A 23,708-nucleotide genomic window follows, 5' to 3' on the forward strand; every position below is an offset into this window, starting at 1 on the left:
CGAGGGAGGCGCGATGAGGGAGGGCGAGCCGGTGCGCATCGAGGGCGGGGAGCCCGCCTGCTGGCTGCAGCGCGTGTGCCCGGACTGCGGCGCGCTCACCGAGCAGCCCGGCGTGACCTGCTGGCGCTGCGGGCGCCGCCTCGAGGACTCTGAGGACGAGTCCGGGGCGTGATCCGCGGCCCGTCGACGCCCCTGCGTGCCCACGCGGTCTTCCGAGCGACCGGGATCGACCCGGGACAGTGGGCATGATCTTGAATCCTCTCCGGTCCCCCTCGGCGCCGAGCCGGTGGACCGACCGGTATCGGGTGCTAGATGCCGCTGTGGAACCGCTCGAATGCGGCGGCCGAGCGAGCGAACGCCAGGCTGTCCGGCGCCGTGAGCTCCCGGAACGGCTCGATGGTCGCCGTGGTGCGCCCGGCGGAATCGGACCGTCGCCATGTTGCGATGACCCTGCCGCGGGCGAGCACCGTGGGGTGGAAGATGCCGTTGCGGCCGGTGGTGACGCGGTCGACGTACTCCTCCGGGATCGCGGCGGAGCGGTCCCGGTAGCCGAGCAGATACTCGTCGTACCCGGGCAGCGCGTGCGTGGTCTTCGGGATGCGCAGTCGACGGACGCCGTGATCGCTCGCCTCGTCCATCGTCCGTGCGGTGGCCCAGTGCGTCACGCCGCGGTGCTGGAGCTCGATGAGGTCGGCGCGGGCCAGTCGGATGGCCGTGCGGGCCTGGGAGAGAGGCATTCCCGCCCACCAGGCGAGGTCCGAGTCCGTGGCAGGACCGTGTCCGGCGAGGTACCGACCGGCGAGCTCGCGGAGGGCATCGTCGCCGGCCAGTTCGACGGAGTCGCCGATCCATTCCTCCGTCAGGACGAGCCCCTGTCCGGTGCCGCGTGCCGGTCCCCCGCAGACGATGCCGCTCTGCGACAACCACCAGATCAGGTGATAGCCGCGCTGCCCGCCCGTCGGAATTCCCGCAGCCTCCAGCCCGCGGAGGTATTCAGCGCGGGGAAGGGCCGTGCGGTCGCCGAGAAGCGCCTCGGTGACGGAGCGCGCACGGCACAGCGCCGGGTCGTCGAGCTCGAACCGGCGAAGTCGCGGGCCGGCCGCAGCGATCTCCCGTGGAGCGGTGATGCCGAGCATCCACCGCAGATCTCGTGCGGCGAGGAAGTGGAGAGTGCCGCGAAGCGACGAGGCGCGGATGAGCTCTCCGCGCTCGAGCGCGCGGTGCACGTCGCCAAGGGCCGATCCGCGAGCTCGGATGCCGAACGCCCATGTGCCCTGCGCGAGGTCCTGGGCCTGCACGGCCAGCATCCTGCTGGCGACGTCGTGGACCGAGAGTCTCGGACCCCGTGCCATGAGACCGTGACTGCGCAGCCGGAGGGCGAGGAGCTGCGCTGTCGTGATCATCGATGACCTCCACCGCGCCGACGGTCGGCTCGGTTCGAGACATTACCTCTTCGGTTGGCGCGTGCTCACGGACTGCGCGCACACCACGTCGTCGTCGCGCGGGGGTGCACGGTCGCGCAGCGCGGTCTCGTGACACGGCCCTGTGCCTCGGCAGAGCGAGAGGCGGGGGGGCGGCCGGGGGGGGGGGGGGGGGGGGGGGCGCGCGGGGGGGGGGGGGCCCCCCAGAGGGGGCCCCCCCCGGGGGGGGGGGGGGGGCCGCGCCTCTCGGTCCGAATATGCACGTCACCGATAGTTCCGGCGACCGATTCTCTCGGTCGGGCTGACAGGATTTGAACCTGCGACCCCTTGACCCCCAGTCAAGTGCGCTACCAAGCTGCGCCACAGCCCGGAACCTCCGCGGCGGGAGGACCGGGATAAATGCTACCCCGGAAGATGCGTCGAGAGCGAATCCGCGAGCGCGTGACCTGCGGCACCCCGGCCGACGCCCCGCCGCTGCGCGCGTCGCGGGCGTGCATGCGATAGTGAGGCCAGCCCCGTCGGCAGGAGGTCCGAGGATGGATCAGCAGCACAGCGAGAGCCCCTCGGCGCCGCGCGAGGAGATCCCCGGCGCGCCCGTGCCCGATCTGTTCGAGCAGAGTCCCGGCCTCGACCTGCCCGAGCTGCCGTGGCGCGTCGCGCAGAGCGCGAGCGCCCTCGCCCAGCTCTCCCATCACGTGCTCGCGATCGGGCCGCGCGCCGCCCGCCTGCTCGCCCGACTGCGGGGAACGCTCGCCGAGGAGGGCGTCGCGGCTCTGCCCGTCGGCCCCGCCCACTCCTGGACCCGTGAGCGCCTGGGGTCCCTGGGTCTGGAGGTCCTCGACCATGATCCGACCGACGTCGGCGCGACGCTGCCGTTCCCGCCCGAGCGCTTCGACCTGGTCCTCGTGGTCGATGCCCCCTACGACCCGCGCGAGGTCCATCGCGTCCTCGCGCCCGAGGGGCTGCTCCTCGCCCAGCAGCGGGGCCCCGGCGATCTCGCCGAGCTGGGCTCCGAGGGCACCGACGGCTCGGGCGGCTCAGGCGGCGCCGCGGACTCTCTCGCCGATCACCTGCGCCGGGTCACCGAGGCGGGGCTCGAGACCGAGCACTCGGACACCTTCCACGGCGAGGGGCGGATCGAGACGCCCGAGGGTCTGCGCGCCCTGTGCGAGGGGGAGGGTCTCCTGGTCCCTCCGACCTGCACGGCCGACGCTCTGCCGCTGCGGATCACGCTCTCCCGGTACCTGGTCCAGGCGCGTCGACCGAGCCGGCCCGCTCCGGCGCGCACCGACTTCGCCGAGATGCTCGACGACCCTCTCGAGGTCCCGCGCGTCTGACGCGGCTCCGCGTCTGACCACGACCGATGGCACCTGTGCCCGCGATGCCCGTTTTCGCGGACCGGCCGCGCAACCCGCCTCGGTCAAGTGTTCGTCAAATCTCCACAGCATTGTCCTTGCACCTCCCGGGAGCGCTGATCCACATGGGAGGATGGTGCGACCTAGGGAAGGGGAGCTTCAGTGACCGAGAACGCCGACGGCACCTACGACAGCCTCGACAAGACCTCGACGCTGCACGCCATCCCCACGCAGGATGCGCTCGAGGAGCCGGAGCACGGCCTCAACCAGCAGGACCGTGCGGCGATCGAGAACCTTCCCGACGGCAGCGCCCTGCTGATCGTCCGCAAGGGTCCGAACCTCGGTGCGCGCTTCCTCCTGGATGCGGAGAAGACGGTCGCCGGCCGCCATCCCAACAGCGAGATCTTCCTGGACGACGTCACCGTCTCCCGCAAGCACGCCGCCTTCCTGCAGCAGGGCGCGGACTTCGTGATCCGCGATCTCGGCTCCCTGAACGGCACGTATGTCGGCATGGAGCGCGTGGACGAGGCCGTCCTGCGCAACGGCCAGGAGGTCCAGATCGGCAAGTACCGGCTGACCTTCCACCTCAAGCCCGGGAAGGACTGACCTCGTGGCGGCATCGGCCTCGCGCAGGCCGACCCCGTCCGGCAGTGCGCGCCTGAGCATCGGGCAGGTCCTGGACCTCCTGCACGAGGAGTTCCCCGACCTCAGCCACTCCAAGCTCCACTACCTCGAGGCGGAGGAGCTGATCTCCCCCGAGCGCACCGCGAGCGGCTACCGCAAGTACTCGCGGGCAGACGTGGACCGTCTGCTGTTCGTCCTGCGCGCCCAGCGCGACCGCTTCTGGCCTCTCAAGGTCATCAAGGAGCACCTGCTCGAGCACGGCGTCGACGGCGACGGCGATGTCACGTCGATCGCCTCGCGCCCGGGACCCACCTCCCAGATCCAGCCCGTCCGCCTCGACCGGCGCGGGCTCCTGCGCGAGACGCAGGTCGACGAGGAGCTCCTCGAGGAGCTCGAGAGCTACGGGATGCTCGAGGAGGGCCTCGTCTTCTACGGGGCCTCGGAGCTCGAGATCGTGCGCGCGGCCCGCGTCCTCGCCGACGAGGGGCTGCACCCGCGCCACCTCGTGATGGTCCGCACGTCCGTCGAGCGGCAGGCGCACATGCTGCGCTCGGTCGCCCAGCCCCATTCGCGGCCGACGGACGCCGCCGCCCGCGGTCAGGCCCAGAGCCTCGCCGAGGAGCTCGGCGAATCCCTGAACTCCCTGCACAACGCCCTGCTCAGGAAGCAGATCCACCGCGGCGGGTGAGCCCCGTCGGCCTCCGGCCCCTCCCGGCGACGCGGATCCGCCGCCGGCCCCGGCCGTGTCCGGATCCTCCGCGCGCGCCCCGATTCGTCCGCGACACGCGCGGGACGGGGAGGACGCCCGCGCGAGGAGACGCTAGGCTGTCTGCGTGCTCTCACCCTTCCCCATAGGAGAGCCGCTACCGGAGGCGAATGTGAACAGCGATCAGAGCGCGGACCGCACGACGCAGTCGACAGTGCCCGCCGAGGACGCGCAGGGCGTGCTCTTCGACGAGCTCGTGGATGCGCCCGGCGAGTTCGGCTACCGCGGGCCCGCCGCCTGCAAGGCCGCCGGCATCACCTACCGCCAGCTCGACTACTGGGCCCGCACCGGCCTCGTCGAGCCCGGCGTGCGCGCCGCGAGCGGCTCTGGCAGCCAGCGTCTCTACGGCTTCCGCGACGTGCTCGTCCTCAAGGTCGTCAAGCGGCTCCTCGACACCGGCGTCTCCCTCCAGCAGATCCGTGTGGCGGTCAGCGCCCTGCGCGAGCGCGGCATCGACGATCTCGCCCAGATCACCCTCATGAGCGACGGCGCCTCGGTCTACGAGTGCACGTCCGCGCAGGATGTCTTCGACCTGGTCCAGGGCGGCCAGGGCGTCTTCGGCATCGCCGTGGGCCGCGTGTGGCGCGAGGTCGAGAGCGAGCTCTCCGTGCTGCCGAGCGTCGACCCGGCCGATGACGCCGAGATCGCCCTGCACGACGAGCTCGCCGCGCGCCGACGGCGCTACGCGGGCTGAGCGAGCCGCCAGCGGCACCACCGCAGCAGACGGAAGGAGAGGGCGGGCACCCGGGAAGGGTGCCCGCCCTCTCTGTCTGTGCGCGTCCGCGCGCGGAGCGGATCGGCGGAGCCGCGGGAGGCGTCTCCCCGCTGTCCCGGTCAGCTGTCCTGGCGGGAGTCCATCACGCGCTTGAGCAGGGCGTCGAAGTCCTCGGTGAGCCGCGCGCCGCTCGCGCCGTGGTACTCGTGCAGGGGGACCGCGCCGCCCTGCGCCTGCTGCAGGCCCACGCGCTCCTCGATCACGGGGTCGAGCACGAGATCGCCGAACAGGTCGCGCAGCTCCGCCAGGCGGTACTGGTGCTCGACGGAGCGCGGCCGATAGCGGTTCACGACGAGGCCCAGCGGCTGCAGGCGCGGCGCGAGATCGCCCTCGCGCATCTCCTGGGCGAGCTTGAGCGCGCGATCGGCCGCGGTGACCGCGAAGAAGCCCGGCTCGCAGACCACGAGCGACCGGTCCGAGGCGGACAGGGCCATCTGCGTGAGCCCGTTGAGCGAGGGCGGGCAGTCCACGATGACGAGGTCGTAGCGGTGCGTGCGGCGGTCCAGCGCGTCGCGCAGGCGCCGCACCTCCCGGCCCTTGGGGGCGGGGGAGTCCACGAGCACCGAGCGGTGGCTGCCGGGGATGATGTCCAGGTGCGAGGAGGAGTCCTTGGACCACGGGGCCGGGATGATCGCGCGGTCCACGGTCTCGGTGCGCGGCGAGGACAGCACCTCGGCGACGTCGGTCGTGGTGCCCGGCTCGCCGAGCAGGCCCAGGGTCGCGTCCGCCTGCGGGTCCAGATCGATGACGAGCGCGTTCACCCCCTGATGGAGGGCCGCGGACGCGAGGCCCAGGGTCACGGACGTCTTGCCGACGCCACCCTTGAGGGAACAGACGCTCACAGTGAACACACGGCGAGTCTACCGATCCCGGGCCGCTCGGCCCGCACCGGCGCACCGACGATGTGCCTCGGGTTACCGTGAGTGGCCGCCCGTCGCCGCACCCGCCGTCTCACCCGCACCAGGAGGGGCCCATGACAGCCGATCGCCAGGACCCCGCAGGCGAGCTCGTCCTCGAGGTCCTCGAGGGCTGCGGCCCCTTCGCCCGGCGCGAGGCGGAGCAGCTCGGCACCGTGGTCTCCGAGGGGCCGACGGAGCTGCGGCTCACGGTCCCGGATCTGCCCGCCGCCATCCCCTTCGCGCGCTCCTGGCGCCGGGTCGTGTCCGCCTCCGCGGTGCTCGCCCTGCCCGCCCGCCGACCGCGGGAGCTCCTGGAGACCTCCGCGCAGCAGCGCATCGGCGAGCTGATCGAGCAGGTGCGGCGCGCGAAGCCGCGCCGGCGCTTCGACGCGCTGCGCCTGCGCGCGGCCGGCGCCGACACCCCCGACATGCGCCGGCTGTCCGCGGAGATCGCAGAGCGCGCCGGGCTCCCCGTCGCGGACGACGGCGACCTCGTGATCCGGGTCCGCCGGGCGCCGACGGCGGGGGAGTGGGAGCTGCTCGTGCGCCTCACCCCGCGACCGCTCTCGACCCGGTCCTGGCGCACGGGCGACTATCCCGGCGCCGTGAACGCGACGATCGCCGCGAGCTGCCTCGATCTGCTCGGCGTCGGCGTGCAGGACTCACTGCTGGACATGACCTGCGGCTCCGGCACCTTCCTCATCGAGCAGCTGCACGAGGTCGCGCCCCGTCGGGCCGTGGGCGTCGATCTCTCCGAGCAGGCGCTCGAGCTCGCGCGCGGTCATCAGCGGGCGGCGAGGCGCCGTGGCCGGATCGACTGGGTGCACGGGGACGTCCTCGGGACGCCTCTCGAGGGCGGCTTCACGCGCCTGGTGTCGAATCCGCCCTGGGGCACCCTGCACGGGGAGCACGAGAGCAACGAGCAGCTGCTCGGGGACCTCATGTCACGCGCCGCGGAGCTCGCAGCGCCCCGGGCGCGCCTCGCGATCCTCACCCATGAGATCCGGCGCATGCACGCGGCCCTCGAGGGCCGCACGGACTGGCGCCTCGCGGACGAGCACCGCTTCTTCCAGAAGGGGCACCATCCCCGGCTGTTCCTGCTGGACCGGGGCTGAGCGGGCCGGGCGCGCACGGACCCCGAGGGGCCCGTGCGCCGGGCTCAGAACCCGCGGTCGCCCCGACGCAGCACGAGCAGCGCCTCGGGGTCGCCCTCGATGCGCACGCGGGAGACGCGATCGCGGCCGAAGGCCCACAGGGTCAGCTCGGTCGGGCTGCCGTGCACGCGCACGGAGCCGATGGGATCCTTCGACGGCACGCGCACTCCGCCGAGCGGCGAGACGAGGGTGACGTCGACGTCGGTGCGCACGAGCGGGCGCGCCATGCGCTTCAGGTGCGTCCACAGCTCCTGGTCATGGGCCTCGGAGAGCGTGCGCGGCTCCCATCCCGGGCGTGCGCGCAGGAGGTCCTCGTGGTGGACGAGGTACTCGATGGTGTTGGCGAGCGAGTCGACGAGGCGGAACGGGGAGAAGCGCGGCGGGCCGCTGCGCAGCATCTCGACGCGGTCGGCCCAGGTGCGCTCCTGGAGCCGGCGCAGGGCGGCGTACGAGCGGTCGGCGATCGGGCCGACGGGCAGCTTCGGGCCGATCATGAGGTCCTGGCGCTGCTCGCGCAGGATCAGGTGCTCGAGGAGCGCGGACGCGTCCCACTCGTCGATCACGGTGGGGGCGTCGGGCCCGAAGGAGACGAGGTCGTCGGCCAGGGCCGCGCGCTCGTGGCGGGCCAGGGGCTCGGAGTGGGGGGACATGCCGCCATGATAGGCGCGGGGGATCGGCGGACGCCGGGTGCGCCCTGTGTGTCCGCCTACCGCGCGCGGGGTCCTCACTCCTGGTTGCTGAAGGCGGCGTCGAAGGCGGCGTCGGAGACCGGGTAGTCCAGGGACTTCAGGTGCTCGATGGCCTCGGCGGCGCCGTGCAGGCGGTCCATGCCCGCGTCCTCCCACTCGACGGAGAGCGGTCCGTCGTAGCCGACGGACCGCAGTGCCCGCAGGCACGCGTCGAAGGGCACGTCGCCGCGCCCGAAGGAGACGAAGTCCCAGCCGCGGCGCGGGTCGCCCCAGGGCAGGTGGGAGGACAGGCGCGTGTTGCGCCCGGTGATGCGCACGCGCACGTCCTTGCAGTGGGCGTGGTAGATCCGGTCGCCGAAATCGGTGATGAAGGAGACCGGGTCGATCTGCTGCCACATCATGTGCGAGGGATCCCAGTTCAGTCCGAAGGACTCCCGGTGCCCGATCGCCTCGAGGGTGCGCTCGGTGGTCCAGTAGTCGTAGGCGATCTCGGAGGGGTGGACCTCGAGGGCGAAGCGCACGCCGCACTCCTCGAAGACGTCGAGGATCGGGTTCCAGCGCTCGGCGAAGTCCTCGTAGCCCTTCTCGATGACGTCCGCGCCGACAGGCGGGAACATCGCCACGTACTTCCAGATGCTGGATCCGGTGAAGCCCGTCACCGTGTTCGCGCCGAGCGCTCTCGCGAGCCGCGCGGCGTCCTTCATGTCCTCGGCGGCGCGCTGACGCACGCCCTCGGGGTCGCCGTCCCCCCACACGCGCGAGGGCACGATCCCCTGGTGGCGGAAATCGATCGGATCGTCGCAGACGGCCTGCCCCACGAGATGGTGGGAGATCGTCCAGACCTTCAGCCCGTAGCGGTCGAGGATCTCCTTGCGCTCGGCGATGTACTCCTCGTCGTCCCAGCGGGAGGCGCCGAGGTGCTCGCCGGAGATCGCGATCTCCAGGCCGTCGTAGCCCCAGCCGGAGGCGAGCCGCGCGACCTCCTCGAGCGTGAGGTCGACCCACTGGCCGGTGAACAGGGTGTGCGGCTGAGGCATGTCTGATGCTCCTTCGGATCGGACGGTGCGTTCTTCGGTGGATGGTGGGGCCGTGCTTCGGGCCGATGATGCTGGGGCGATGTCGGCCGTCGGGGATTCCCCGGCGGCGATCAGCCGACGGGCGTGCTCGCCCCGTCGGCCGCGTCGGAGGCGATGACCGCGTCGAGCACGCGCTGGAGGGCGAGGCCCTCGGCGAAGTCGGGGGAGAAGGGCGCGCCGCCGGAGATCGCGCGCAGCAGGTCGTGCGCCTGGTTCGTGAAGGCGTTCTCCCATCCCAGCGCATGGCCCTGCGGCCACCAGCCCTCGAGGTAGGGGTGCTCGGGCTCGGTGACGAGGATGCGCGTGAAGCCCTGCTCGGCGACCGGGAGGGTACGGTCCAGGAACCAGAGCTCGTTGAGCGCCTCGAGGTCGAAGCGCAGCGCACCGTCGGTCCCGTAGAGCTCCACGACCAGCTCGTTCTTGCGGCCCGTCGCGAGGCGGCTGGCCTCGATCGAGGCGATCGCCCCGCCCTCGAGCTCGAGGGTCGCCCACGCCGCGTCGTCGACCGTCACCGGCTCGAGAGCGCCGTCCTCCCCGGGCCTCTCGGGGACCGCGGTGGTGAGGCGCCCGCGCACCGAGGTCGCGCGCATCCCGGTGAGGAACTGGATCTGGTCGATCGCGTGGGAGCCGATGTCCCCGAGGGCACCCGACCCGGCGGTCTCGCGGCGCAGCCGCCAGCTCATCGGGGCGCTCTCGTCGACCAGCCAGTCCTGCAGGTAGCTCGCGCGGGCCTGCAGGATCCCGCCCAGGCGCCCGTCCTTGACGAGACGTCGCGCCTGGGCAAGAGCTGGCACCCGGCGGTAGGTGTGGCCGAGCGCCGCGACCTGGCCGCGCTGCCGGGCGGCGTCGGCAGCGGCGACCATCCGCTCGGCCTCGCCGGTGTCGTTCGCGATGGGCTTCTCGCAGAGGACGTGCTTGCCGGCCTCGAGCGCGGCGATCGCGATCTCCGCGTGCAGGAAGCCCGGGGTGCAGATGTCGACGATGTCGACGTCGTCCCGCGAGATCGCGCGCCGCCAGTCGGTCTCGTACCCCTCCCAGTCCAGGCGGCGCGCCGCCTCGGAGACCTTCCGCTCGTCGCGTCCCACGATCACCCGGCGGGCGACCGGGGGACCGTCGAAGGCGGCGCCCAGTGTGCGCCAGGCCTGCGAGTGGGCGCGCCCCATGAACTCGTAGCCGATCAGGGCGATGCCGAGCGGGCGCTCCCCGTCCGCTCGAGGATCCTGGTCAGGGGTGGTCATGCGTGCTCTCCTCCGCTGGTGCTCGCTGATGGTCGCTGGTGCCCGTCCGTGCGCTGCCGTGCGCCGCCCGGCTCGGCTCAGAGCGTTGCGGCGCTCGGGTCGAAGTCGGCGGGAAGCGGCTCGGGGACGACGGTCGTGGAGGCGACGGCGACGGGCTGCGCCGTGGCCACGGCCTCGTCGATCGAGACCATCACGTCCAGCACGTGCGCGGCGAGCTCGCCGGTGAGGCGGTGGGGGACGCCCGCGCGGATCGCGCGCGCCATCTCGAGGGTGCCGAGCCCTCGCCCGGTGGCCGGGCCGCTCTCGGGCCGCGGCTTCCAGGTGTCGCCGCCCGCGCCCGCCTCCTCGCGCAGCGAGAGCATGCTCGCGCCCTCGAAGACGTTCGGGTCGGGTGCGGCGATCGTCCCGAGCGAGCCCGTGAGGTCGAGCTCGGCCGGGTAGGCGGCGCCGGAGTCGAAGGTGAGCATGACGGTCGCGGTGGTGCCGTTCTCGAAGGAGAGCAGAGCGCTGACCTGGGTGGGGACCTCGACGGGGAAGTCCTGGCCGGCCTTCGGGCCCGAGCCGATGGTGCGCGCCGGGACGGCCTGCGTGCCGACGGCCGTCACCGACGCGACGGGGCCCTGGGCGAGCACGAGCGAGGTGAGGTAGTAGGGGCCGATGTCGAACAGCGGGCCCGCGCCGAGCGCGAAGAGGAAGGCGGGGTTGGGGTGCCAGGACTCGGGCCCGGGCACGCGGAACAGGGCGAGGCCGAAGCGGGGCTCGCCGATCGCGCCGTCGGCGATCTGCCGCAGGGTCGACTGGATCCCGGCGCCGAGCACCGTGTCCGGGGCGCCGCCCACGCGCAGCCCCTTCTCCTTCGCGCTCGCGAGCAGTGCGGCGGCGCTCTCCCTGTCCGTGGTCAGGGGCTTCTCGCTCCACACGTGCTTGCCGGCGGCGAGGATCTGCTCGGAGACCTCGAAGTGGGCGGCGGGGATCGTCAGGTTCACGACGATCTCGATCTCCAGATCGTCCAGGACGACGTCGGGTCCGCCGAAGGCGGGGACGCCGAACTCCTCGGCGCGCTGCGCGGCGGCCTCGGGGACGATGTCCCCGATCGCCCGCACGTCCAGGTCGGGGAAGGATCCCAGGTGCTCGAGGTACTGGGCGGAGATGGTGCCCGCTCCGATGATCCCGACTCCGACGCGTCCGGTTCCGCTCATGCTCGTTCTCTCCTCTGTTCTGCCGGCCGGTCGGCCGTGCTGATGGGTGGTGGGTGCTGCGGGTGCTGCGGGTACTGCCGGTCCTGTGGGTGCTGACGCTGCTGCGGGTCCTGCGAGTGCGGCGGGGAGGGTCAGGGCCGCTGGTCGAGATGCGCGAGCGAGGCGGCGATGCCCTCGAAGATGTCGCCTGCATAGTCGTCGAACTCGATGACGCCCAGGTGCCCGGCCTCCTGCGAGGCGGCGATGATCGCGTCGACGTCGATCTCGCCGCGGCCCAGCGGCTGCTGGGCGTCCTTGCGCCCGTCGCGCAGGCCGTCCTTGAGGTGGACGGCGCGCACGCGGTCGCCGAGCGCGGCGAGCAGCGCGACGGGATCCGATCCGCCGACGGCCGCCCAGTACGTGTCGACCTCGAGCACGACGTCCGCTCCGAGCGCCTCGTCGAGGACCTCGACGCCCGTGCGGCCCGCGAAGACGGGCTCGGCCTCGAAGCCGTGGTTGTGATAGCCGACGGCCACGCCCTCGGAGAGCCCGACCTCGGCCGCGGCGTCGAGCAGCTCGGCCGTGCGCCGGATGTCGGCCTCCTGCGTCCACAGCGCGGGATCGCGGTGCGGCTGGATGACGGTGCCGATGCCGAGCTCGGCGGCGGTCGCGAACAGAGCCCGCTGGTCCTCTGCGCCGAGGACATCGGCGTGCGTCGTCGGCGCGCTGAGGCCGAGTGCGCCGAGGTGCTCCCGCAGCATGTCCGCGTGCTCGGCGAGGCCGAAGGGCTCGACGCGGGTCAGGCCCAGGTCGCGAAGACGCGCGAGGGTCCCGGCCGGATCGGCGGCGAGGGCCTCGCGCACGCTGTAGAGCTGGACGGAGATCTGCACGGGGGCTCCTTCGACGCGGTGCGGTGACGCGGCAGCAACCGGTTTCCTGTGCGCCGCATCACCAGCCTACGAGGTCGAGGGGCATGCCACAACGACCGCCCGCGACGCGGTCCTCAGGCCTCGGGCGCGTCGTGCCCGGGGTCGCCGTCCGCGGGGCCCTCGCCGGTGGCGCCGTCGCCGTCGTCGAGCCCCTGCAGGAACTTCTCGACCTCGGCGGCGATCTCCTCGGCATCGGGGACGTCGGTGTCGTCGAGCGCGCCCGAGATCCCCATGCGGTCCACGTTCTCCTCGAGGGAGGAGACCATCTCCTGGAGCTGCGGGGACGCCTCGACCTGCTGGGCGATCGACTCGCGCACGGTCTCGGCCATCGGCTCGAGGGCGCCGGCCGGCAGCAACGGCCCGCCCTCCTCGCCGACGGCGCGCAGCAGGGAGATCGCGGCATCCGGGTACTCGAGCTCGTGCAGGTACTGGGGGACCTGCACGGCGATCCCGACCACCGTGTGACCCGCCTCGTGCAGACGCATCGTCAGCAGCGCCGTGAACGGGGCGCGCAGCCGGAAGGTCGCGGGCACGGGGTGCGGGCGGGAGATGTCGGCGCGATCGCCGGCGAAGCGGCTGACCTGCAGGGCGCGCGTATGGGGCACGGGCGCGGGGAAGCTCTGGGCGACCAGGGTGCGCTCGACGCCGAGCTGCTCGACGACGATCCGCAGGGACGAGGCGACCCGCTCCCACTGGAACGACGGCTCGGGCCCGGTGAGCAGGAAGAACGTCTCGCCGCTGGGGTCCGTGACCTCGTGCAGCAGGATCTCCGGCTTGTCGTACTCGGCGAACTCGTCGCGCTCGAGAGTGATCGAGGGCCGGCGCCCCGTGTAGTCGTGGACCTGGTCCATGTCGAGACGGCCCACGACCCTGTTCTCCAGGGTGTTCAGCAGGTGGTCGTCCACGAGCCGCTGGGCATGGCCGGCGTCGCCGAACGCACCCAGGGTGACCACGAGCGTGCGGCCGCGCAGCGCGCGCGAGTCGACATGGCGTTCGTAGCTGAACAGTGCTGTCGGGTCCATGGTGCGCCTCCTGGTCCTGCCGCTCGGTCGATGCCGGCGCGGTCGATGCGGATGTCCAGGTCAACGTCCTCGGCGGATCCCGTATTCCGGTCCCGCGGCCCGCGGGGTGTGAGACGGGAGTCATCGGGCCGACGGCGCCGCCTCGCGGCCGCCCACGAGCCGGATCGCGAGCGCGGCGACCGCCGCGAGCAGCGCGAAGGCCCAGAACGTGAGTCCGTACCCGCTCGCGCCGAGCGCGGCCAGGGCGAGCAGGGGACCGGTGAGGATCGCGCCCGCGCGACGCGAGTTCAGGTAGACGCCCGAGGCGAGGCCGGGCCGGTCGATCGCCTCCTGCATCCACGCCAGTCCGACGCCGGTGAGCGCCGCGATTCCCAGCGCGTTGGGGATCTGCAGCGCCACGAGCGCCAGGGGAGAGGCGAGCAGCGGCACGAGCGCATAGTAGAGAGCGGAGAGAAGGGCGCCGGCGGCCAGGAGCGTCGTCGGACGGATCGTACGGGTGAGTCGGCCGAGCAGCAGCAGCGCGGGCGCCTCCAGCGCGGCGCAGACCCCGAGCGCGACGCCGGCCCAGACCGTGGCGAGGTGCAGGTGCTCGGTGACCAGCAGCGGCATCGCCGTGACGGATCCTGCGTTCCCCGCCTGCAGCGCGGTGATCGCGAGCACCACGACGACCAGCTCGAGCCGGCGGGCCGGCGCGCGTGCCGCTGCGGCCCCCTCGTCGGCCCGCCCGTCGTCGGCGGACCCGTGCCCGGCCGGTCCGTGGCCGGGCCCCGTGCCGCCGGCCCGCCCCGTCGCTCCCTCGCCCTCCGCGGGCTCCGTGCGCGCGGCGGCGCGCCGCAGGCTCGTCCGGATCGCGATGCTGAGGGCGAGCGACCCGAGAGCGACGGCGGCGATCAGCAGCAGCACCGCGCGATCCCCGAAGCCGGTCATCACGCCCGTGGCGAGCGGGGGACCGGCGACCCATGCCACCGAGAACACGGCGCGGGTGCGCACCACCTGCTCGGCGCTCGACCCCTCGGAGCGCTGCAGCGCGAAGAGCATCCCCGACCACACGCCGGCGGGCCCGGCGAGCACCACGAGCACGATGCCCGCCACGGTGAGGCTCGTGGTCGCGGCGAGGCTGAGCACGGTGGCGAGCGTGAGCGCGGCGCACAGGATCATCGGGCCCGCGTAGTCGCGCCGACGATCCGCCCACGCGGGGATCACGAGCGCTGCGAGGAAGCCGCTCGCGTTCATGATCGCGAGAACGAGGCCCACCTGTCCGGGGTCCGCGCCGAACAGCGCGGAGAGCAGGAGTGCGATCACCGGGTTCAGCAGGGCGAGCTGCAGTCCGCCGACGAGGGCGGAGGCGGGGATCAGGCAGCGGCTCACACCGAGAACGATACGGAGCGCTCCGTTCGGGTCGAGGCCCGGTCGACAGGGGCACCGCCGCTGTCCCCGTCCGCGGTGCCCCGGTGGCCGGGACACCGCTCTCCTAACCGATCCGGACTCCCTCGTGGCGCGCGAGCGCATACGGTAACCCCCGAGCGGTGCCCTCCGGGCGCCGCGGACGAGGGGACGGGGAGGAGGCGATCTCGATGAGCTCGACGCTGAGCGATGTGGCACGGGAGGCAGGAGTCTCCAAGGGGACGGCCTCCAAGGCTCTCAACGGCCGGTCCGGGGTCTCCGCGGCCACGCGGGAGCGGGTGGTCGCCGCCGCGGAGGACCTCGGGTGGAAGCCGTCGTACGCCGCGCGGGCGCTCTCGCGCTCGGCGACCGGGGTGTTCGGTCTCGCGATCGCGCGCTCGAGCGAGACCGTGGGCGCGGAGAACTTCTTCATGGCGTTCGTCGCCGGGATGGAGGAGGAGCTCTCGCACAGCGACCGCGCGCTGCTCATGCAGATCGTGCCCGACGTGGGCGCCGAGGCGGCGCTGCTCGAGCGCTGGGCGGCCGAGCGGCGCGTGGACGGGATCGTGCTCATGGACGCGCGGGTGGACGACCCCCGGATCCCGGTCATCGCGGACGCGGGAGTGCCGACGGCGGCGATGGCCTGCGAGGACCTGGGGGCGGGCATCGCGATGCTGCTCGTGGACGAGGAGGAGCGGATGCGCACGATGCTCGAGCACCTCGCCTCCCGCGCCGGGGGCGGCCATGAGCGCATCGCCTACATCGCGGGCCCCCCTGAGTTCCTGCACGTGGCGCGCCGTCGTCGCGCCTTCGAGGAGATCTGCGCGGCCCGCGGGATCGGGGCGAGTGTGCTCACCTCGGACTATCGGCGCGCGTCCGTCGCGCGCTGGGGTCGCGAGATCCTGGCCCTGCACGAGGACGAGGGCTGCCGCGCCGTCATCGTCGACAACGAGCTGCTGGCCGCGCAGCTGCTCGTGCAGCTCCGCGGGGCCGACCTCGCCGTTCCGCGCGATCTCGCGGTCACCGCGCTCGAGGACTCGATCCTGTGCACGGTCACCGATCCGCCGCTCACGGCTCTCGGCCGGGACGTGGGCGAGAACGGCAGGCAGCTCGCGCGCCTGCTCGTGGAGCTCGCCGAGCAGGGGCCGGCGGGCGTCGTGGTCGCGGATCCGGGAGCGGTCGTGGAGCGCGGAAGCAGCTGAGCGGATCCGCTGAGCGCCCGTGCGCTCGCGAGCGGTGGAACGCGCAGAGTCGCGCAGGTCACGGAAACCGGTTGCGATCGTTATTAGTTCGTGACCCCGGATTCGGTGCGGTGACGGGCGGCACAGCCTAGATTCTGGAGCCATCGGATCAAGGCGGATCCGCGGCTCCAACGGCGGGGCCGATCCTTGAGAGGCCACGGTCACCATGTCCCACCTCGATTCATCCCAGCGCACCCTGTCCGGCTCCACCCGTCGCGGGTTCCTCGCCGCCTCCGGCGCGGCCGGCGGCGTCCTCGCCCTGGCCGCCTGCGGCGGCAAGAGCGGGGGAGGGTCCGGCGGTTCCGACGAGCTCGTCGGCGTCGGCAACAACGGCATGGCCGGCAAGGGCCGCAGCGGCGACGCCGCCGACCAGCTGTTCATCGCCGGCTTCCAGTGGAGCCCGCCCACGAACTTCAACACCTTCGCCGGAGCCCCGGCATGGCCCGCCTCCGGCAACGTCGCCCAGTACGTCTACGAGACCCTGCTGCGCTACGACATCGTCTCCGGTGATCTGAAGCCCGGCCTGGCGGCGAAGTACGAGGTCGACGGCACGTCCTCGATCACGCTCACGCTCCAGGACGGCATCACCTGGCATGACGGCACCGAGTTCACGACGGACGACGTCCTGTACACCTTCGAGCTCGGCAAGATCGACGAGAGCCTGGGCGTCGCCTCCTTCTGGGTCGAGGTCGACGAGATGACCGCCGACGGCAGCACGATCAGCATCGCGGTCAACAAGGACCGCAAGAACGTCGGCATGGTGCTCGCGACCCTCGCCCAGCAGTTCATCGTGCCGAAGGCCGTCTTCGAGAAGGCAGCGAAGGAGACCGGCAACAAGCTCGCCTCCTGGGAGACCAAGGAGTGCATGGGCACGGGCCCGTACACGCTCGAGAAAGCCGATCAGACCCAGATCATCCTCGCGCGCAACGAGAAGTACTGGGGCAAGGACTTCTACGGCGGCCTGCCCGCGCCGACGAAGGTCATCCACCCGATCTTCAAGTCCAACGAGGACGGCAACCTGAAGTTCCAGAACGGCGAGCTCGACGTGATGCAGCAGTTCATCCCGCAGATCTCGAAGATGTGGGACTCCGGCAAGCCCGTCGGCACCTATCTCCAGGAGGAGCCCTACTTCGTGGCCGGCTCGATGCCGATGTTCCTCATCAACACCACGAAGGACGGGCTCAAGGATCCCGAGGTGCGGCGCGCCATGGCCTACGCCGTGGACTACGCCTCCATCGCCGAGACCGCCATGTCCGGCTACTCGCCCGACGTCGTCGCCTCGCTGATCCTGCCCGAGGGCGCCGAGTCGGAGTGGATCGACAAAGACAAGGCCAAGGCCGACGGCTGGAGCTACGACCCGAAGAAGGCCGAGCAGATCCTCACCGACGCCGGCTACGCGAAGGGCTCGGACGGCATCTACGCCAAGGACGGCGTGAAGCTGGGCCCCTGGAAGCTCATCACCCCGCAGGGCTGGACCGACTGGAACGCGGCGCTCGAGATCGTGGCCAAGAGCTTCACGGCCGTCGGCATCTCCGCGGCCACGAACTTCCCGCAGCAGGCGCAGGTGACGACGTCCATCCAGAACGGCGACTTCGACCTCGCCTGCTGGTACGTCGCCGGCGCGAACCCGGCCACGCCCTGGCAGCGCTTCAGCGACGTGATGAGCAACGTGGAGCTCGCCGACCTGGGCAAGACCGCCTATCGCAACTATGGACGCTGGGAGAACGACGAGGTCAACGACCTTCTCGAGGCCGCCGCCGCAGCCGCGGACGACGACACCAAGAAGAAGGCGCTGACGGCGCTCGACGATCTCTTCCGCAAGGAGGTCCCGGCGTTCCCGCTCATGTACCGGCCGGACGAGTTCTTCGAGTTCAACGCGAGCAACTGGTCGAACTGGCCCACCGAGAAGAACGACTACGCGCCGCCGATGTTCCGCGGCGCGGGCAACGAGTGGATCTTCAAGATCCAGAAGATCGGCGGCTGAGGCACCGCCGTGAAGCTCGGACGCTACATCGCACGCAAGACGATGTGGTACCTGGTCGCGCTGGTGGCAGCAGTGTCCCTGAACTTCCTGCTGCCCCGGCTCGTCCCGGGCAACCCCGTCGACGTCATCGTCTCCAACCTCACCCGCGGCGGCTCCATCACGGGTGAGCAGCAGAAGCAGATCTACGACAGCTTCGTCACCGAGTTCGGTCTGGACCAGCCCCTGTGGCAGCAGTTCCTCACCTACCTCGGCAAGGTGTTCAGCGGCGACCTGGGCACGTCCTTCGGCTCGTACCCGACCTCGGTGAACACGCTGATCGGCGACGCCCTGCCGTGGTCGATCGCCGTGCAGCTGCCCGCGATCATCATCGGCTGGCTGCTGGGCAACCTGGTCGGCGCCGTCGCGGCCTTCCGGGGCGGCAACTGGGACCGCAGCGTGTTCACCTCCTCGCTGTTCCTCTCGGCCATGCCGTACTACTGCCTGTCGATCCTGCTGCTCTACGGCCTCGCCGTGGTCGCGGGCGTGTTCCCCGTGGGCGGCGCGTACTCGCTCGGAGAGACGCCCTCGCTCAGTCCGTCATTCCTCATGGACGCGCTCAGCTACTACTGGCTGCCGTTCCTCTCGCTCGTGGTCGTCTTCATTGGCGGCCAGGCGGTGGGCATGCGCTCGATGGCGATCTACGAGCTGGGCGGGGACTACGTGAACTACGCCCGTGCGATGGGCATCGGCGACAACAAGATCACCCAGTACATCTTCCGCAACGCGATGCTCCCGCAGATCACGGGCCTCGCCCTGTCGATCGGCACGCTCGTGGGCGGCGCCCTGATCACCGAGCTGGTGTTCAACTATCCGGGCGTCGGGACGCTGCTGTTCACGGCGATCTCCAACAACGACTACCCGGTGATCCAGGCGATCACCCTGATCATCACGGTGGCCGTGCTGGTGGCGAACTTCTGCGTCGAGATCGTCTATGGCATCGTCGACCCGCGCATCCGCGCGGCGGCCACAGGGGAGAAGTGACATGTCCGCACCGAACGCTCCCCTCACCGACGAGAAGGCCGCGCCGCGGTCCAATCCGTTCCGCAGCATCAACCTCTCCACCCGGTTCTGGGTCGCCCTGGTCCTCGTGGCCTTCGTGGTGGTCCTGGGCATGGCCGGGTGGGTCTACCCGACGGGTCCGGGCGAGAAGGTCGGGTCCCTCTACGACCCGCCCGGCAACGGCCTGCTCTTCGGCACCGACAACTTCGGGCACGACGTGGTCTCGGTGCTCATGGCCGGTACCCGCACCTCGCTGATCATCGGGCTCGTCGCCGGCATCGTCGCCACCACGATCGGCGTGGCCATCGGGCTGATCTCCGGATTCGTGGGCGGCTGGCTCGAGGAGCTCCTGATGGGCGTCACCAACGTGGTGCTCGCGATCCCCTCGATCATCGTGCTGATCCTGATCTCGATCTCGCTGCCCCAGAGCACCATCTGGTCGCTCGCGATCGTCATCGGCATCACCTCGTGGCCCTGGACGGCGCGCGCCGTGCGCGCACAGGCCAGCAGCGTCGCGACCCGTGAGCACATCGACGTCGCCCGGCTGTCCGGTTCGCGACTGCCCTCGATCCTGCTGCGGGACGTGCTGCCCTACATCCTGTCGTACACGGTGATGGCCTTCGTGCTGCAGGTCTCCGGCGCGATCCTCGCCGAGGCCGCGCTGTCGATGCTGGGGCTCGGCCCGTCGGGCGCGAACTCCCTGGGCACCCAGCTGCACTGGGCGCTCGCCTTCCAGGCCGTCGCGAGCGGCGCCTGGTGGGCGTTCCTGCCGCCGACCATCATCCTCACCCTCGTGTCCTTCGGCTTCCTGCTGCTGCAGGCGAGCCTGGACGAGGTCTTCAACCCGCGTCTGCGCCGTGGCAAGCGCCGGCAGATGAAGCAGGCCGCCGCCCGCCGCGCCGCGGACGCCCGTGCGCTCGCAGCCTCCCGCAGCGAGCAGGACGACGACGCACAGGACCCCGAGGGCGCGGCGGTCCCGGCCGCCGGCCGCGGCATCCAGGAAGGAGGCGTCGCATGAGCGTCGCCGCACCGGCCCCCGAGACCCCCTCCCGCCACGAGGGGATCCTCGCCCGCGCCATCGACGTCACCGCCGTCTACGGCGGCGGCGAGAAGGACTTCACCGCCGTGGACGCCGTCTCCCTCGAGCTGGGGGAGGGGCAGATCCTCGGGCTCGCGGGCGAGTCCGGGTGCGGGAAGACCACGCTGGGCAACTCGCTCGCGATGATCGCGACCCCTCCGCTCTACGTCCTCGGCGGACGGCTCGAGATCGACGGGCAGGACATCGACCTCACTACAGTTCACGGCGCGGCCGACGTCAAGCGCCAGCGCCCGTACCGCGGCGGCACCGTCTCGATGCTCCCGCAGGGCGCGATGAACGCCATCAGCCCGACGGTGAGGATCCGCTCCCTCGTGCACGACGTGATGCGCGCGCACGACCACTCGGTCACCAAGGACCAGGCGCTCGACCTCGCGCGCGACAGGCTGAAGATGCTCGAGCTTCCCGTGCGGGTGCTCGACTCCTACGCCCACCAGCTCTCCGGCGGTATGAAGCAGCGCGTGATCACCGTGATCTCGACCCTGCTGAACCCGCGCCTGCTGATCGCCGACGAGCCGACCTCCGCGCTCGACGTCTCCAGTCAGCGCATGCTCGTGGAGATGCTGCTCGCGATGGTCGAGGAGGGCATCATGTCCGGCGTCGTCTTCGTGACGCACGACCTCCCGGTGCTCTCCCAGGTCTCCGACAGGCTCGCGATCATGAACGCCGGCAGGATCGTCGAGACCGGGCCGACGGAGCAGCTCGTCCACGACCCGCAGCACCCCTACACGAAGAAGCTGCTCTCCTCGGTGCTCGACCCCACCGAGGAGACCCGGCAGCGCGGGCAGGCCAGGGCGCGCGGGACGGCGCCGTCGGCCGCTGCGGCCCCGAGCCCCGCGCCGGCCCCGACCCCTGAGCGAGAGGCGTGAGCGCCATGGAGCAGATCACGACGGCCGAGGCTGCCGGCGACCGGACCGATGACATGTTCAGCCACAGCGTGGTGACGGGTGAGGCCGTGCTGGCCTGCGAGAACGTCACCAAGGAGTTCAGCGTGGCGGGCGGGAAGGTCGTCGCGGTCGATGACGTCTCCCTGCAGTTCCCCGCCGGCAGCGTGCTCGCGGTGGTGGGGGAGTCCGGGTCGGGCAAATCGACGCTCGCCCGGATGCTGCTGCGGCTGATGCCCGTCACCTCGGGCACGATCACCTTCCGCGACCAGGACGTCACGCGACTGCACGGCGGTCACCTGCGCGGGTACTGGCGCGAGGTGCAGGCCGTGTTCCAGGACCCGTTCGCCTCCTTCAACCAGTTCTTCACCGTCGGCTCGCTGCTGCGGCGCAGCCTGCACCTGGCGGAGGTCCCCAAGGACGAGGCCGACGACCTCATCGAGCAGTGCCTGGGCTATGTCGACCTCACGCCCGACCAGGCGATGGGCAAGTTCCCGCACCAGCTCTCCGGCGGGCAGCGCCAGCGCGTGATGATCGCCCGCGCGCTGATGATGAAGCCCACCGTGCTGCTGGCCGACGAGGCGACGAGCATGCTGGATGCGACCCTGCGCGTGAACGTCCTCAACGTCCTGCACGACCTCAAGCACGACCTCGGGCTCACGGTCCTGTTCATCACCCACGACATCGGCCAGGCCTGCTACCTCGCGGACCGCGTTGCGGTGATGGAGCACGGCCGGGTCGTCGAGCGCGGCACGACGGAGGAGGTCATCTTCGACCCCCACGGCGACTACACCAAGCGACTGCTCGCGGACGTCCCCGACCTCAAGGGCAGCCTCAAGCGCAGCGCCTGAACAGCGCTCAAGCGCAGCGACCGGGCGCAGCGCCCGAGCAAGGCACGCGGGCGCGGACGGACGCACCGGGCGTGCCTCGCCTCACCGCACGCCGATAGGCTGGGGTGGACGCCCTCGGCGGGCGTCGACCCGGGGAGAGGAGTCGCACCGTGGGCGCGATCAAGCCATGGCATGTCATCGTCCTCGTCGTCTTCGTGATCCTGCCCCTGCTGGTGATCGCGGCGGTCGTCGCCCTCGTCCTCGTCCTGATGAGGCGTTCCCGCTCCGCGCCGTCGGCCGCGCCGCAGGATTCGTGGTCGCCCCCGCGGCAGGGGAGTCCGGCCCCCGCGCCCGGTGCTGCGTCGGAGGACCCCCGGGCGATCCTCGATCGGCGCCTCGCGCTCGGGGAGATCGGCCCCGAGGAGCACGCGCGACTCCGTCGGATCCTCGACGCCGAGAACGGAAGGAATCCATGACCGCGACCTCCGAGATCGATCACCTGACCTGGGACACACTGCGCCTCGAGGACGTCGAGCAGCTGCGCTCGCTGATGAACGCCATCGGCGAGGCCGACGGCACCGGCGAGACCATCTCCCTCGCGTCGACGCGCGAGTTCCTCGGGACGCCGGGCACGGATCTCGACCGCGAGTCGATCGCGGTGCGCGAGGGCGACCGCCTGATCGCCTACGGCTGCGTCGACGTCGCCGCGCAGCCCGATCGCGAGGGGCGTGCGCGCTGCCGTCTGCCGGGAGGAGTGCACCCGTCCCGCCGCGGCCGGGGGATCGGTGGCCGGATCCTCGACGCCCAGCAGGAGATCGCCGAGAGCCTCGCGGCGGCCGAGCACCCCGGCCGGGCCGGTCACATGCACGTCGGCGGAGGGCTCGAGGGCGCGGACGTGCGCCCGCTGCTCACCGCGCGCGGCTTCGCACCCGTGCGCTCCTTCCTGGAGATGCTGCGCGAGCTGCCGGGGGAGCAGGTGGCCCCCTCGCCGTCGATCGCGGGCGTCGATCTGCGCACTCCCGGTGACGCGGACGCCGAGCCCGTGCACGCCGCGCACGTGGCCGCCTTCGCCGACCATTGGGGCTCGGCGCCCTCGTCCCCGGAGCGCTGGGCGCACATGTGGAGCGCCTCGACCCGTCGTCCCGAGTTCTCCTCGATCGCGATGGACGGAGAGGGGCGCGTCCTCGCCTACGTGATGACCGACGTGTGGGAGGACCGCCGTCTCTACATCGCGCTGGTCGGCACCCGGCCCGAGGCCCGCGGACGGGGGATCGGCACCGCCGTGCTCACCCGCACCCTGCGCCTCGCGGCGGCGTCGGGGGAGTTCGACGACGTCCAGCTCGAGGTCGACGGCGCGAGCCTCACCGGGGCAGGGCGGCTCTACGAGCGTCTCGGCTTCACTCGGGACAAAGAATTTACGCTGTACAGTAAAGATCTGCAGAAAGAGGCTGTGTAGATGGCGATCATCCACAGGGCGCAGCTGACGCCCTCGAAGACCGAGATCCTGCACGACCTGCTGGCCTCCCGCGGCTGGCTCGAGGGCGAGGACCTCACGGTGATCGGGGCCTACCGATTCGATGATCCCGCAGGCCAGGTGGGTATCGAGTGCCATCTGGTGCGCACGGGGGAGACGGTCTACCACCTGCCGCTCACGTACCGCTCCGCGCCGATCGAAGCCCTCGACGGCGATGACGAGTCCGCCGAGCCGGTCGCGACCATGGAGCACTCGGTGCTCGGCACGCGCTTCGTCTTCGACGCCCTCGACGACGAGGTCGCGCTCGACGCGTTCTGGCGCGCGCTGTGCGGCGAGCAGCAGCAGACGGAGCTCGATGTGTACGACGGCGACCGGCTCGTGGAGCATCGCGCCCAGTCCGTCGATCTGCGACTGGAGATCGATGCGGGCGCGCAGGCGCCGCGGCTCGGGCAGCTTGAGGACGACGGTGCGTCGTTCACGATCGCGCAGAGCATCGGCGGGCTCGACGGCGTCGTCCGTCTGGTCGCCGACTGGGGAGAGGGCAGCGGGGTGATCGCCGCGTACGACGGGGACTGAGCAGCGAAGGTCCGTCGCGCCTCTTCCGGTATACTTTACATAACGTGCATTATCGGCGTTCCGCACGGTGCTCGCC

General features: G+C 71.7%; 24 protein-coding genes and 1 tRNA gene. 15 read left to right on the plus strand and 10 right to left on the minus strand.

What is annotated here, in order from left to right; all coding sequences use genetic code 11:
• Nucleotides 1–13 precede the first annotated feature (13 nt).
• Entirely contained in the window at nt 14–172 is a 159-nt protein-coding gene (locus I8D64_RS01000) for a hypothetical protein (protein WP_200500652.1), read from the plus strand.
• Nucleotides 173–308: 136 nt separating this feature from the next.
• Here I8D64_RS01000 and I8D64_RS01005 read toward each other — a convergent pair whose 3' ends face one another.
• Nucleotides 309–1,403 carry a winged helix DNA-binding domain-containing protein gene (locus tag I8D64_RS01005; RefSeq protein WP_200500653.1) on the minus strand — a complete coding sequence of 365 codons (1,095 nt, stop codon included), beginning with the start codon at nt 1,401–1,403 and terminating at the stop codon, nt 309–311.
• A 314-nt stretch (nt 1,404–1,717) separates the two neighbouring features.
• A tRNA-Pro gene (locus I8D64_RS01010) sits at nt 1,718–1,791 on the minus strand.
• Nucleotides 1,792–1,957: 166 nt separating this feature from the next.
• Here I8D64_RS01010 and I8D64_RS01015 point away from each other — a divergent pair.
• From I8D64_RS01015 to I8D64_RS01030, 4 genes are all read left to right on the plus strand, one after another.
• On the plus strand, nt 1,958–2,758 hold the full coding sequence (locus I8D64_RS01015; RefSeq protein WP_200500654.1) for a class I SAM-dependent methyltransferase: 801 nt from the start codon (nt 1,958–1,960) through the stop codon (nt 2,756–2,758).
• A gap of 180 nt (nt 2,759–2,938) precedes the next feature.
• Nucleotides 2,939–3,382, plus strand: coding sequence for an FHA domain-containing protein (locus I8D64_RS01020; protein WP_200500655.1), 444 nt, complete (start codon nt 2,939–2,941; stop codon nt 3,380–3,382).
• Nucleotides 3,383–3,386: 4 nt separating this feature from the next.
• Nucleotides 3,387–4,088: a transcriptional regulator FtsR gene (ftsR, locus tag I8D64_RS01025; RefSeq protein ID WP_200500656.1), complete on the plus strand. Its 702-nt coding sequence runs from the start codon at nt 3,387–3,389 to the stop codon at nt 4,086–4,088.
• 190 nt (nt 4,089–4,278) lie between these two features.
• Nucleotides 4,279–4,860 carry a MerR family transcriptional regulator gene (locus I8D64_RS01030; protein ID WP_200500657.1) on the plus strand — a complete coding sequence of 194 codons (582 nt, stop codon included), beginning with the start codon at nt 4,279–4,281 and terminating at the stop codon, nt 4,858–4,860.
• Between the two features lie 140 nt (nt 4,861–5,000).
• Here the strand turns inward: I8D64_RS01030 and I8D64_RS01035 are convergent, their stop codons facing one another.
• A complete protein-coding gene (locus tag I8D64_RS01035; protein ID WP_200500658.1) occupies nt 5,001–5,792 on the minus strand; it encodes a ParA family protein in 792 nt (263 codons plus the stop codon).
• A 122-nt stretch (nt 5,793–5,914) separates the two neighbouring features.
• Here I8D64_RS01035 and I8D64_RS01040 point away from each other — a divergent pair, with 122 nt between their 5' ends.
• The gene (locus I8D64_RS01040) at nt 5,915–6,955 is read left to right on the plus strand and encodes a methyltransferase (RefSeq protein WP_200500659.1); all 1,041 of its coding nucleotides are present in this window, start codon (nt 5,915–5,917) and stop codon (nt 6,953–6,955) included.
• A 44-nt stretch (nt 6,956–6,999) separates the two neighbouring features.
• On the opposite strand, the gene I8D64_RS01045 is transcribed toward I8D64_RS01040, so the two are convergent.
• The 7 genes from I8D64_RS01045 to I8D64_RS01075 all read right to left on the minus strand — a co-directional run bounded on the left by I8D64_RS01045 (nt 7,000) and on the right by I8D64_RS01075 (nt 14,494).
• Nucleotides 7,000–7,644, minus strand: a complete 645-nt coding sequence (locus tag I8D64_RS01045) for a TIGR03085 family metal-binding protein (RefSeq protein ID WP_200500660.1) — start codon at nt 7,642–7,644, stop codon at nt 7,000–7,002.
• A 74-nt stretch (nt 7,645–7,718) separates the two neighbouring features.
• Nucleotides 7,719–8,720 carry a sugar phosphate isomerase/epimerase family protein gene (locus tag I8D64_RS01050; RefSeq protein WP_200500661.1) on the minus strand — a complete coding sequence of 334 codons (1,002 nt, stop codon included), beginning with the start codon at nt 8,718–8,720 and terminating at the stop codon, nt 7,719–7,721.
• A gap of 110 nt (nt 8,721–8,830) precedes the next feature.
• Nucleotides 8,831–9,997, minus strand: coding sequence for a Gfo/Idh/MocA family protein (locus tag I8D64_RS01055; protein WP_200500662.1), 1,167 nt, complete (start codon nt 9,995–9,997; stop codon nt 8,831–8,833).
• 77 nt (nt 9,998–10,074) lie between these two features.
• Nucleotides 10,075–11,196 (minus strand): Gfo/Idh/MocA family protein, encoded by a 1,122-nt coding sequence (locus I8D64_RS01060; protein ID WP_200500663.1) that lies wholly within the window; start codon nt 11,194–11,196, stop codon nt 10,075–10,077.
• 131 nt (nt 11,197–11,327) lie between these two features.
• Nucleotides 11,328–12,065 (minus strand): TIM barrel protein, encoded by a 738-nt coding sequence (locus tag I8D64_RS01065; protein ID WP_200500664.1) that lies wholly within the window; start codon nt 12,063–12,065, stop codon nt 11,328–11,330.
• A 113-nt stretch (nt 12,066–12,178) separates the two neighbouring features.
• The gene (locus tag I8D64_RS01070; protein WP_200500665.1) at nt 12,179–13,126 is read right to left on the minus strand and encodes a PAC2 family protein; all 948 of its coding nucleotides are present in this window, start codon (nt 13,124–13,126) and stop codon (nt 12,179–12,181) included.
• Nucleotides 13,127–13,246: 120 nt separating this feature from the next.
• Complete coding sequence (locus I8D64_RS01075; RefSeq protein WP_200500666.1) at nt 13,247–14,494, minus strand: MFS transporter; 1,248 nt, start codon at nt 14,492–14,494, stop codon at nt 13,247–13,249.
• 206 nt (nt 14,495–14,700) lie between these two features.
• On the opposite strand from I8D64_RS01075, the gene I8D64_RS01080 reads away from it, so the two are divergent.
• From I8D64_RS01080 to I8D64_RS01120, 9 genes are all read left to right on the plus strand, one after another.
• Nucleotides 14,701–15,711 (plus strand): LacI family DNA-binding transcriptional regulator, encoded by a 1,011-nt coding sequence (locus tag I8D64_RS01080; protein ID WP_200500667.1) that lies wholly within the window; start codon nt 14,701–14,703, stop codon nt 15,709–15,711.
• Nucleotides 15,712–15,916: 205 nt separating this feature from the next.
• Nucleotides 15,917–17,734: an ABC transporter substrate-binding protein gene (locus I8D64_RS01085; RefSeq protein ID WP_200500668.1), complete on the plus strand. Its 1,818-nt coding sequence runs from the start codon at nt 15,917–15,919 to the stop codon at nt 17,732–17,734.
• A 9-nt stretch (nt 17,735–17,743) separates the two neighbouring features.
• Nucleotides 17,744–18,754 carry an ABC transporter permease gene (locus I8D64_RS01090; protein ID WP_200500669.1) on the plus strand — a complete coding sequence of 337 codons (1,011 nt, stop codon included), beginning with the start codon at nt 17,744–17,746 and terminating at the stop codon, nt 18,752–18,754.
• A gap of 1 nt (nt 18,755) precedes the next feature.
• Nucleotides 18,756–19,790 (plus strand): ABC transporter permease, encoded by a 1,035-nt coding sequence (locus I8D64_RS01095; protein ID WP_200500670.1) that lies wholly within the window; start codon nt 18,756–18,758, stop codon nt 19,788–19,790.
• The gene (locus I8D64_RS01100; protein WP_200500671.1) at nt 19,787–20,737 is read left to right on the plus strand and encodes an ATP-binding cassette domain-containing protein; all 951 of its coding nucleotides are present in this window, start codon (nt 19,787–19,789) and stop codon (nt 20,735–20,737) included. Before I8D64_RS01095 ends, I8D64_RS01100 begins: the two co-directional genes overlap by 4 nt.
• 5 nt (nt 20,738–20,742) lie before the next feature.
• Nucleotides 20,743–21,603, plus strand: coding sequence for an ABC transporter ATP-binding protein (locus tag I8D64_RS01105; protein ID WP_246482627.1), 861 nt, complete (start codon nt 20,743–20,745; stop codon nt 21,601–21,603).
• Nucleotides 21,604–21,752: 149 nt separating this feature from the next.
• Nucleotides 21,753–22,058 (plus strand): hypothetical protein, encoded by a 306-nt coding sequence (locus I8D64_RS01110; protein ID WP_200500672.1) that lies wholly within the window; start codon nt 21,753–21,755, stop codon nt 22,056–22,058.
• Nucleotides 22,055–23,038, plus strand: coding sequence for a GNAT family N-acetyltransferase (locus I8D64_RS01115; protein WP_200500673.1), 984 nt, complete (start codon nt 22,055–22,057; stop codon nt 23,036–23,038). The genes I8D64_RS01110 and I8D64_RS01115 overlap by 4 nt, the downstream gene beginning before the upstream one ends.
• Nucleotides 23,039–23,632, plus strand: coding sequence for a maltokinase N-terminal cap-like domain-containing protein (locus tag I8D64_RS01120; RefSeq protein ID WP_200500674.1), 594 nt, complete (start codon nt 23,039–23,041; stop codon nt 23,630–23,632).
• Nucleotides 23,633–23,708: the final 76 nt, after the last annotated feature.

This window comes from Brachybacterium halotolerans (assembly GCF_016623465.1).
In the GTDB taxonomy this organism is placed as follows: domain Bacteria; phylum Actinomycetota; class Actinomycetes; order Actinomycetales; family Dermabacteraceae; genus Brachybacterium; species Brachybacterium halotolerans.

What these genes read in the sequence shown, in the direction of transcription:
- I8D64_RS01000 (WP_200500652.1), top strand. Translation starts at nt 14, where the DNA reads ATGAGGGAGGGCGAGCCGGTGCGCATCGAGGGCGGGGAGCCCGCCTGC.
- I8D64_RS01005 (WP_200500653.1), bottom strand. Translation starts at nt 1,403, where the DNA reads ATGATCACGACAGCGCAGCTCCTCGCCCTCCGGCTGCGCAGTCACGGT.
- I8D64_RS01015 (WP_200500654.1), top strand. Translation starts at nt 1,958, where the DNA reads ATGGATCAGCAGCACAGCGAGAGCCCCTCGGCGCCGCGCGAGGAGATC.
- I8D64_RS01040 (WP_200500659.1), top strand. Translation starts at nt 5,915, where the DNA reads ATGACAGCCGATCGCCAGGACCCCGCAGGCGAGCTCGTCCTCGAGGTC.
- I8D64_RS01045 (WP_200500660.1), bottom strand. Translation starts at nt 7,644, where the DNA reads ATGTCCCCCCACTCCGAGCCCCTGGCCCGCCACGAGCGCGCGGCCCTG.
- I8D64_RS01050 (WP_200500661.1), bottom strand. Translation starts at nt 8,720, where the DNA reads ATGCCTCAGCCGCACACCCTGTTCACCGGCCAGTGGGTCGACCTCACG.
- I8D64_RS01055 (WP_200500662.1), bottom strand. Translation starts at nt 9,997, where the DNA reads ATGACCACCCCTGACCAGGATCCTCGAGCGGACGGGGAGCGCCCGCTC.
- I8D64_RS01060 (WP_200500663.1), bottom strand. Translation starts at nt 11,196, where the DNA reads ATGAGCGGAACCGGACGCGTCGGAGTCGGGATCATCGGAGCGGGCACC.
- I8D64_RS01070 (WP_200500665.1), bottom strand. Translation starts at nt 13,126, where the DNA reads ATGGACCCGACAGCACTGTTCAGCTACGAACGCCATGTCGACTCGCGC.
- I8D64_RS01080 (WP_200500667.1), top strand. Translation starts at nt 14,701, where the DNA reads ATGAGCTCGACGCTGAGCGATGTGGCACGGGAGGCAGGAGTCTCCAAG.
- I8D64_RS01085 (WP_200500668.1), top strand. Translation starts at nt 15,917, where the DNA reads ATGTCCCACCTCGATTCATCCCAGCGCACCCTGTCCGGCTCCACCCGT.
- I8D64_RS01095 (WP_200500670.1), top strand. Translation starts at nt 18,756, where the DNA reads ATGTCCGCACCGAACGCTCCCCTCACCGACGAGAAGGCCGCGCCGCGG.
- I8D64_RS01100 (WP_200500671.1), top strand. Translation starts at nt 19,787, where the DNA reads ATGAGCGTCGCCGCACCGGCCCCCGAGACCCCCTCCCGCCACGAGGGG.
- I8D64_RS01105 (WP_246482627.1), top strand. Translation starts at nt 20,743, where the DNA reads ATGGAGCAGATCACGACGGCCGAGGCTGCCGGCGACCGGACCGATGAC.
- I8D64_RS01115 (WP_200500673.1), top strand. Translation starts at nt 22,055, where the DNA reads ATGACCGCGACCTCCGAGATCGATCACCTGACCTGGGACACACTGCGC.
- I8D64_RS01120 (WP_200500674.1), top strand. Translation starts at nt 23,039, where the DNA reads ATGGCGATCATCCACAGGGCGCAGCTGACGCCCTCGAAGACCGAGATC.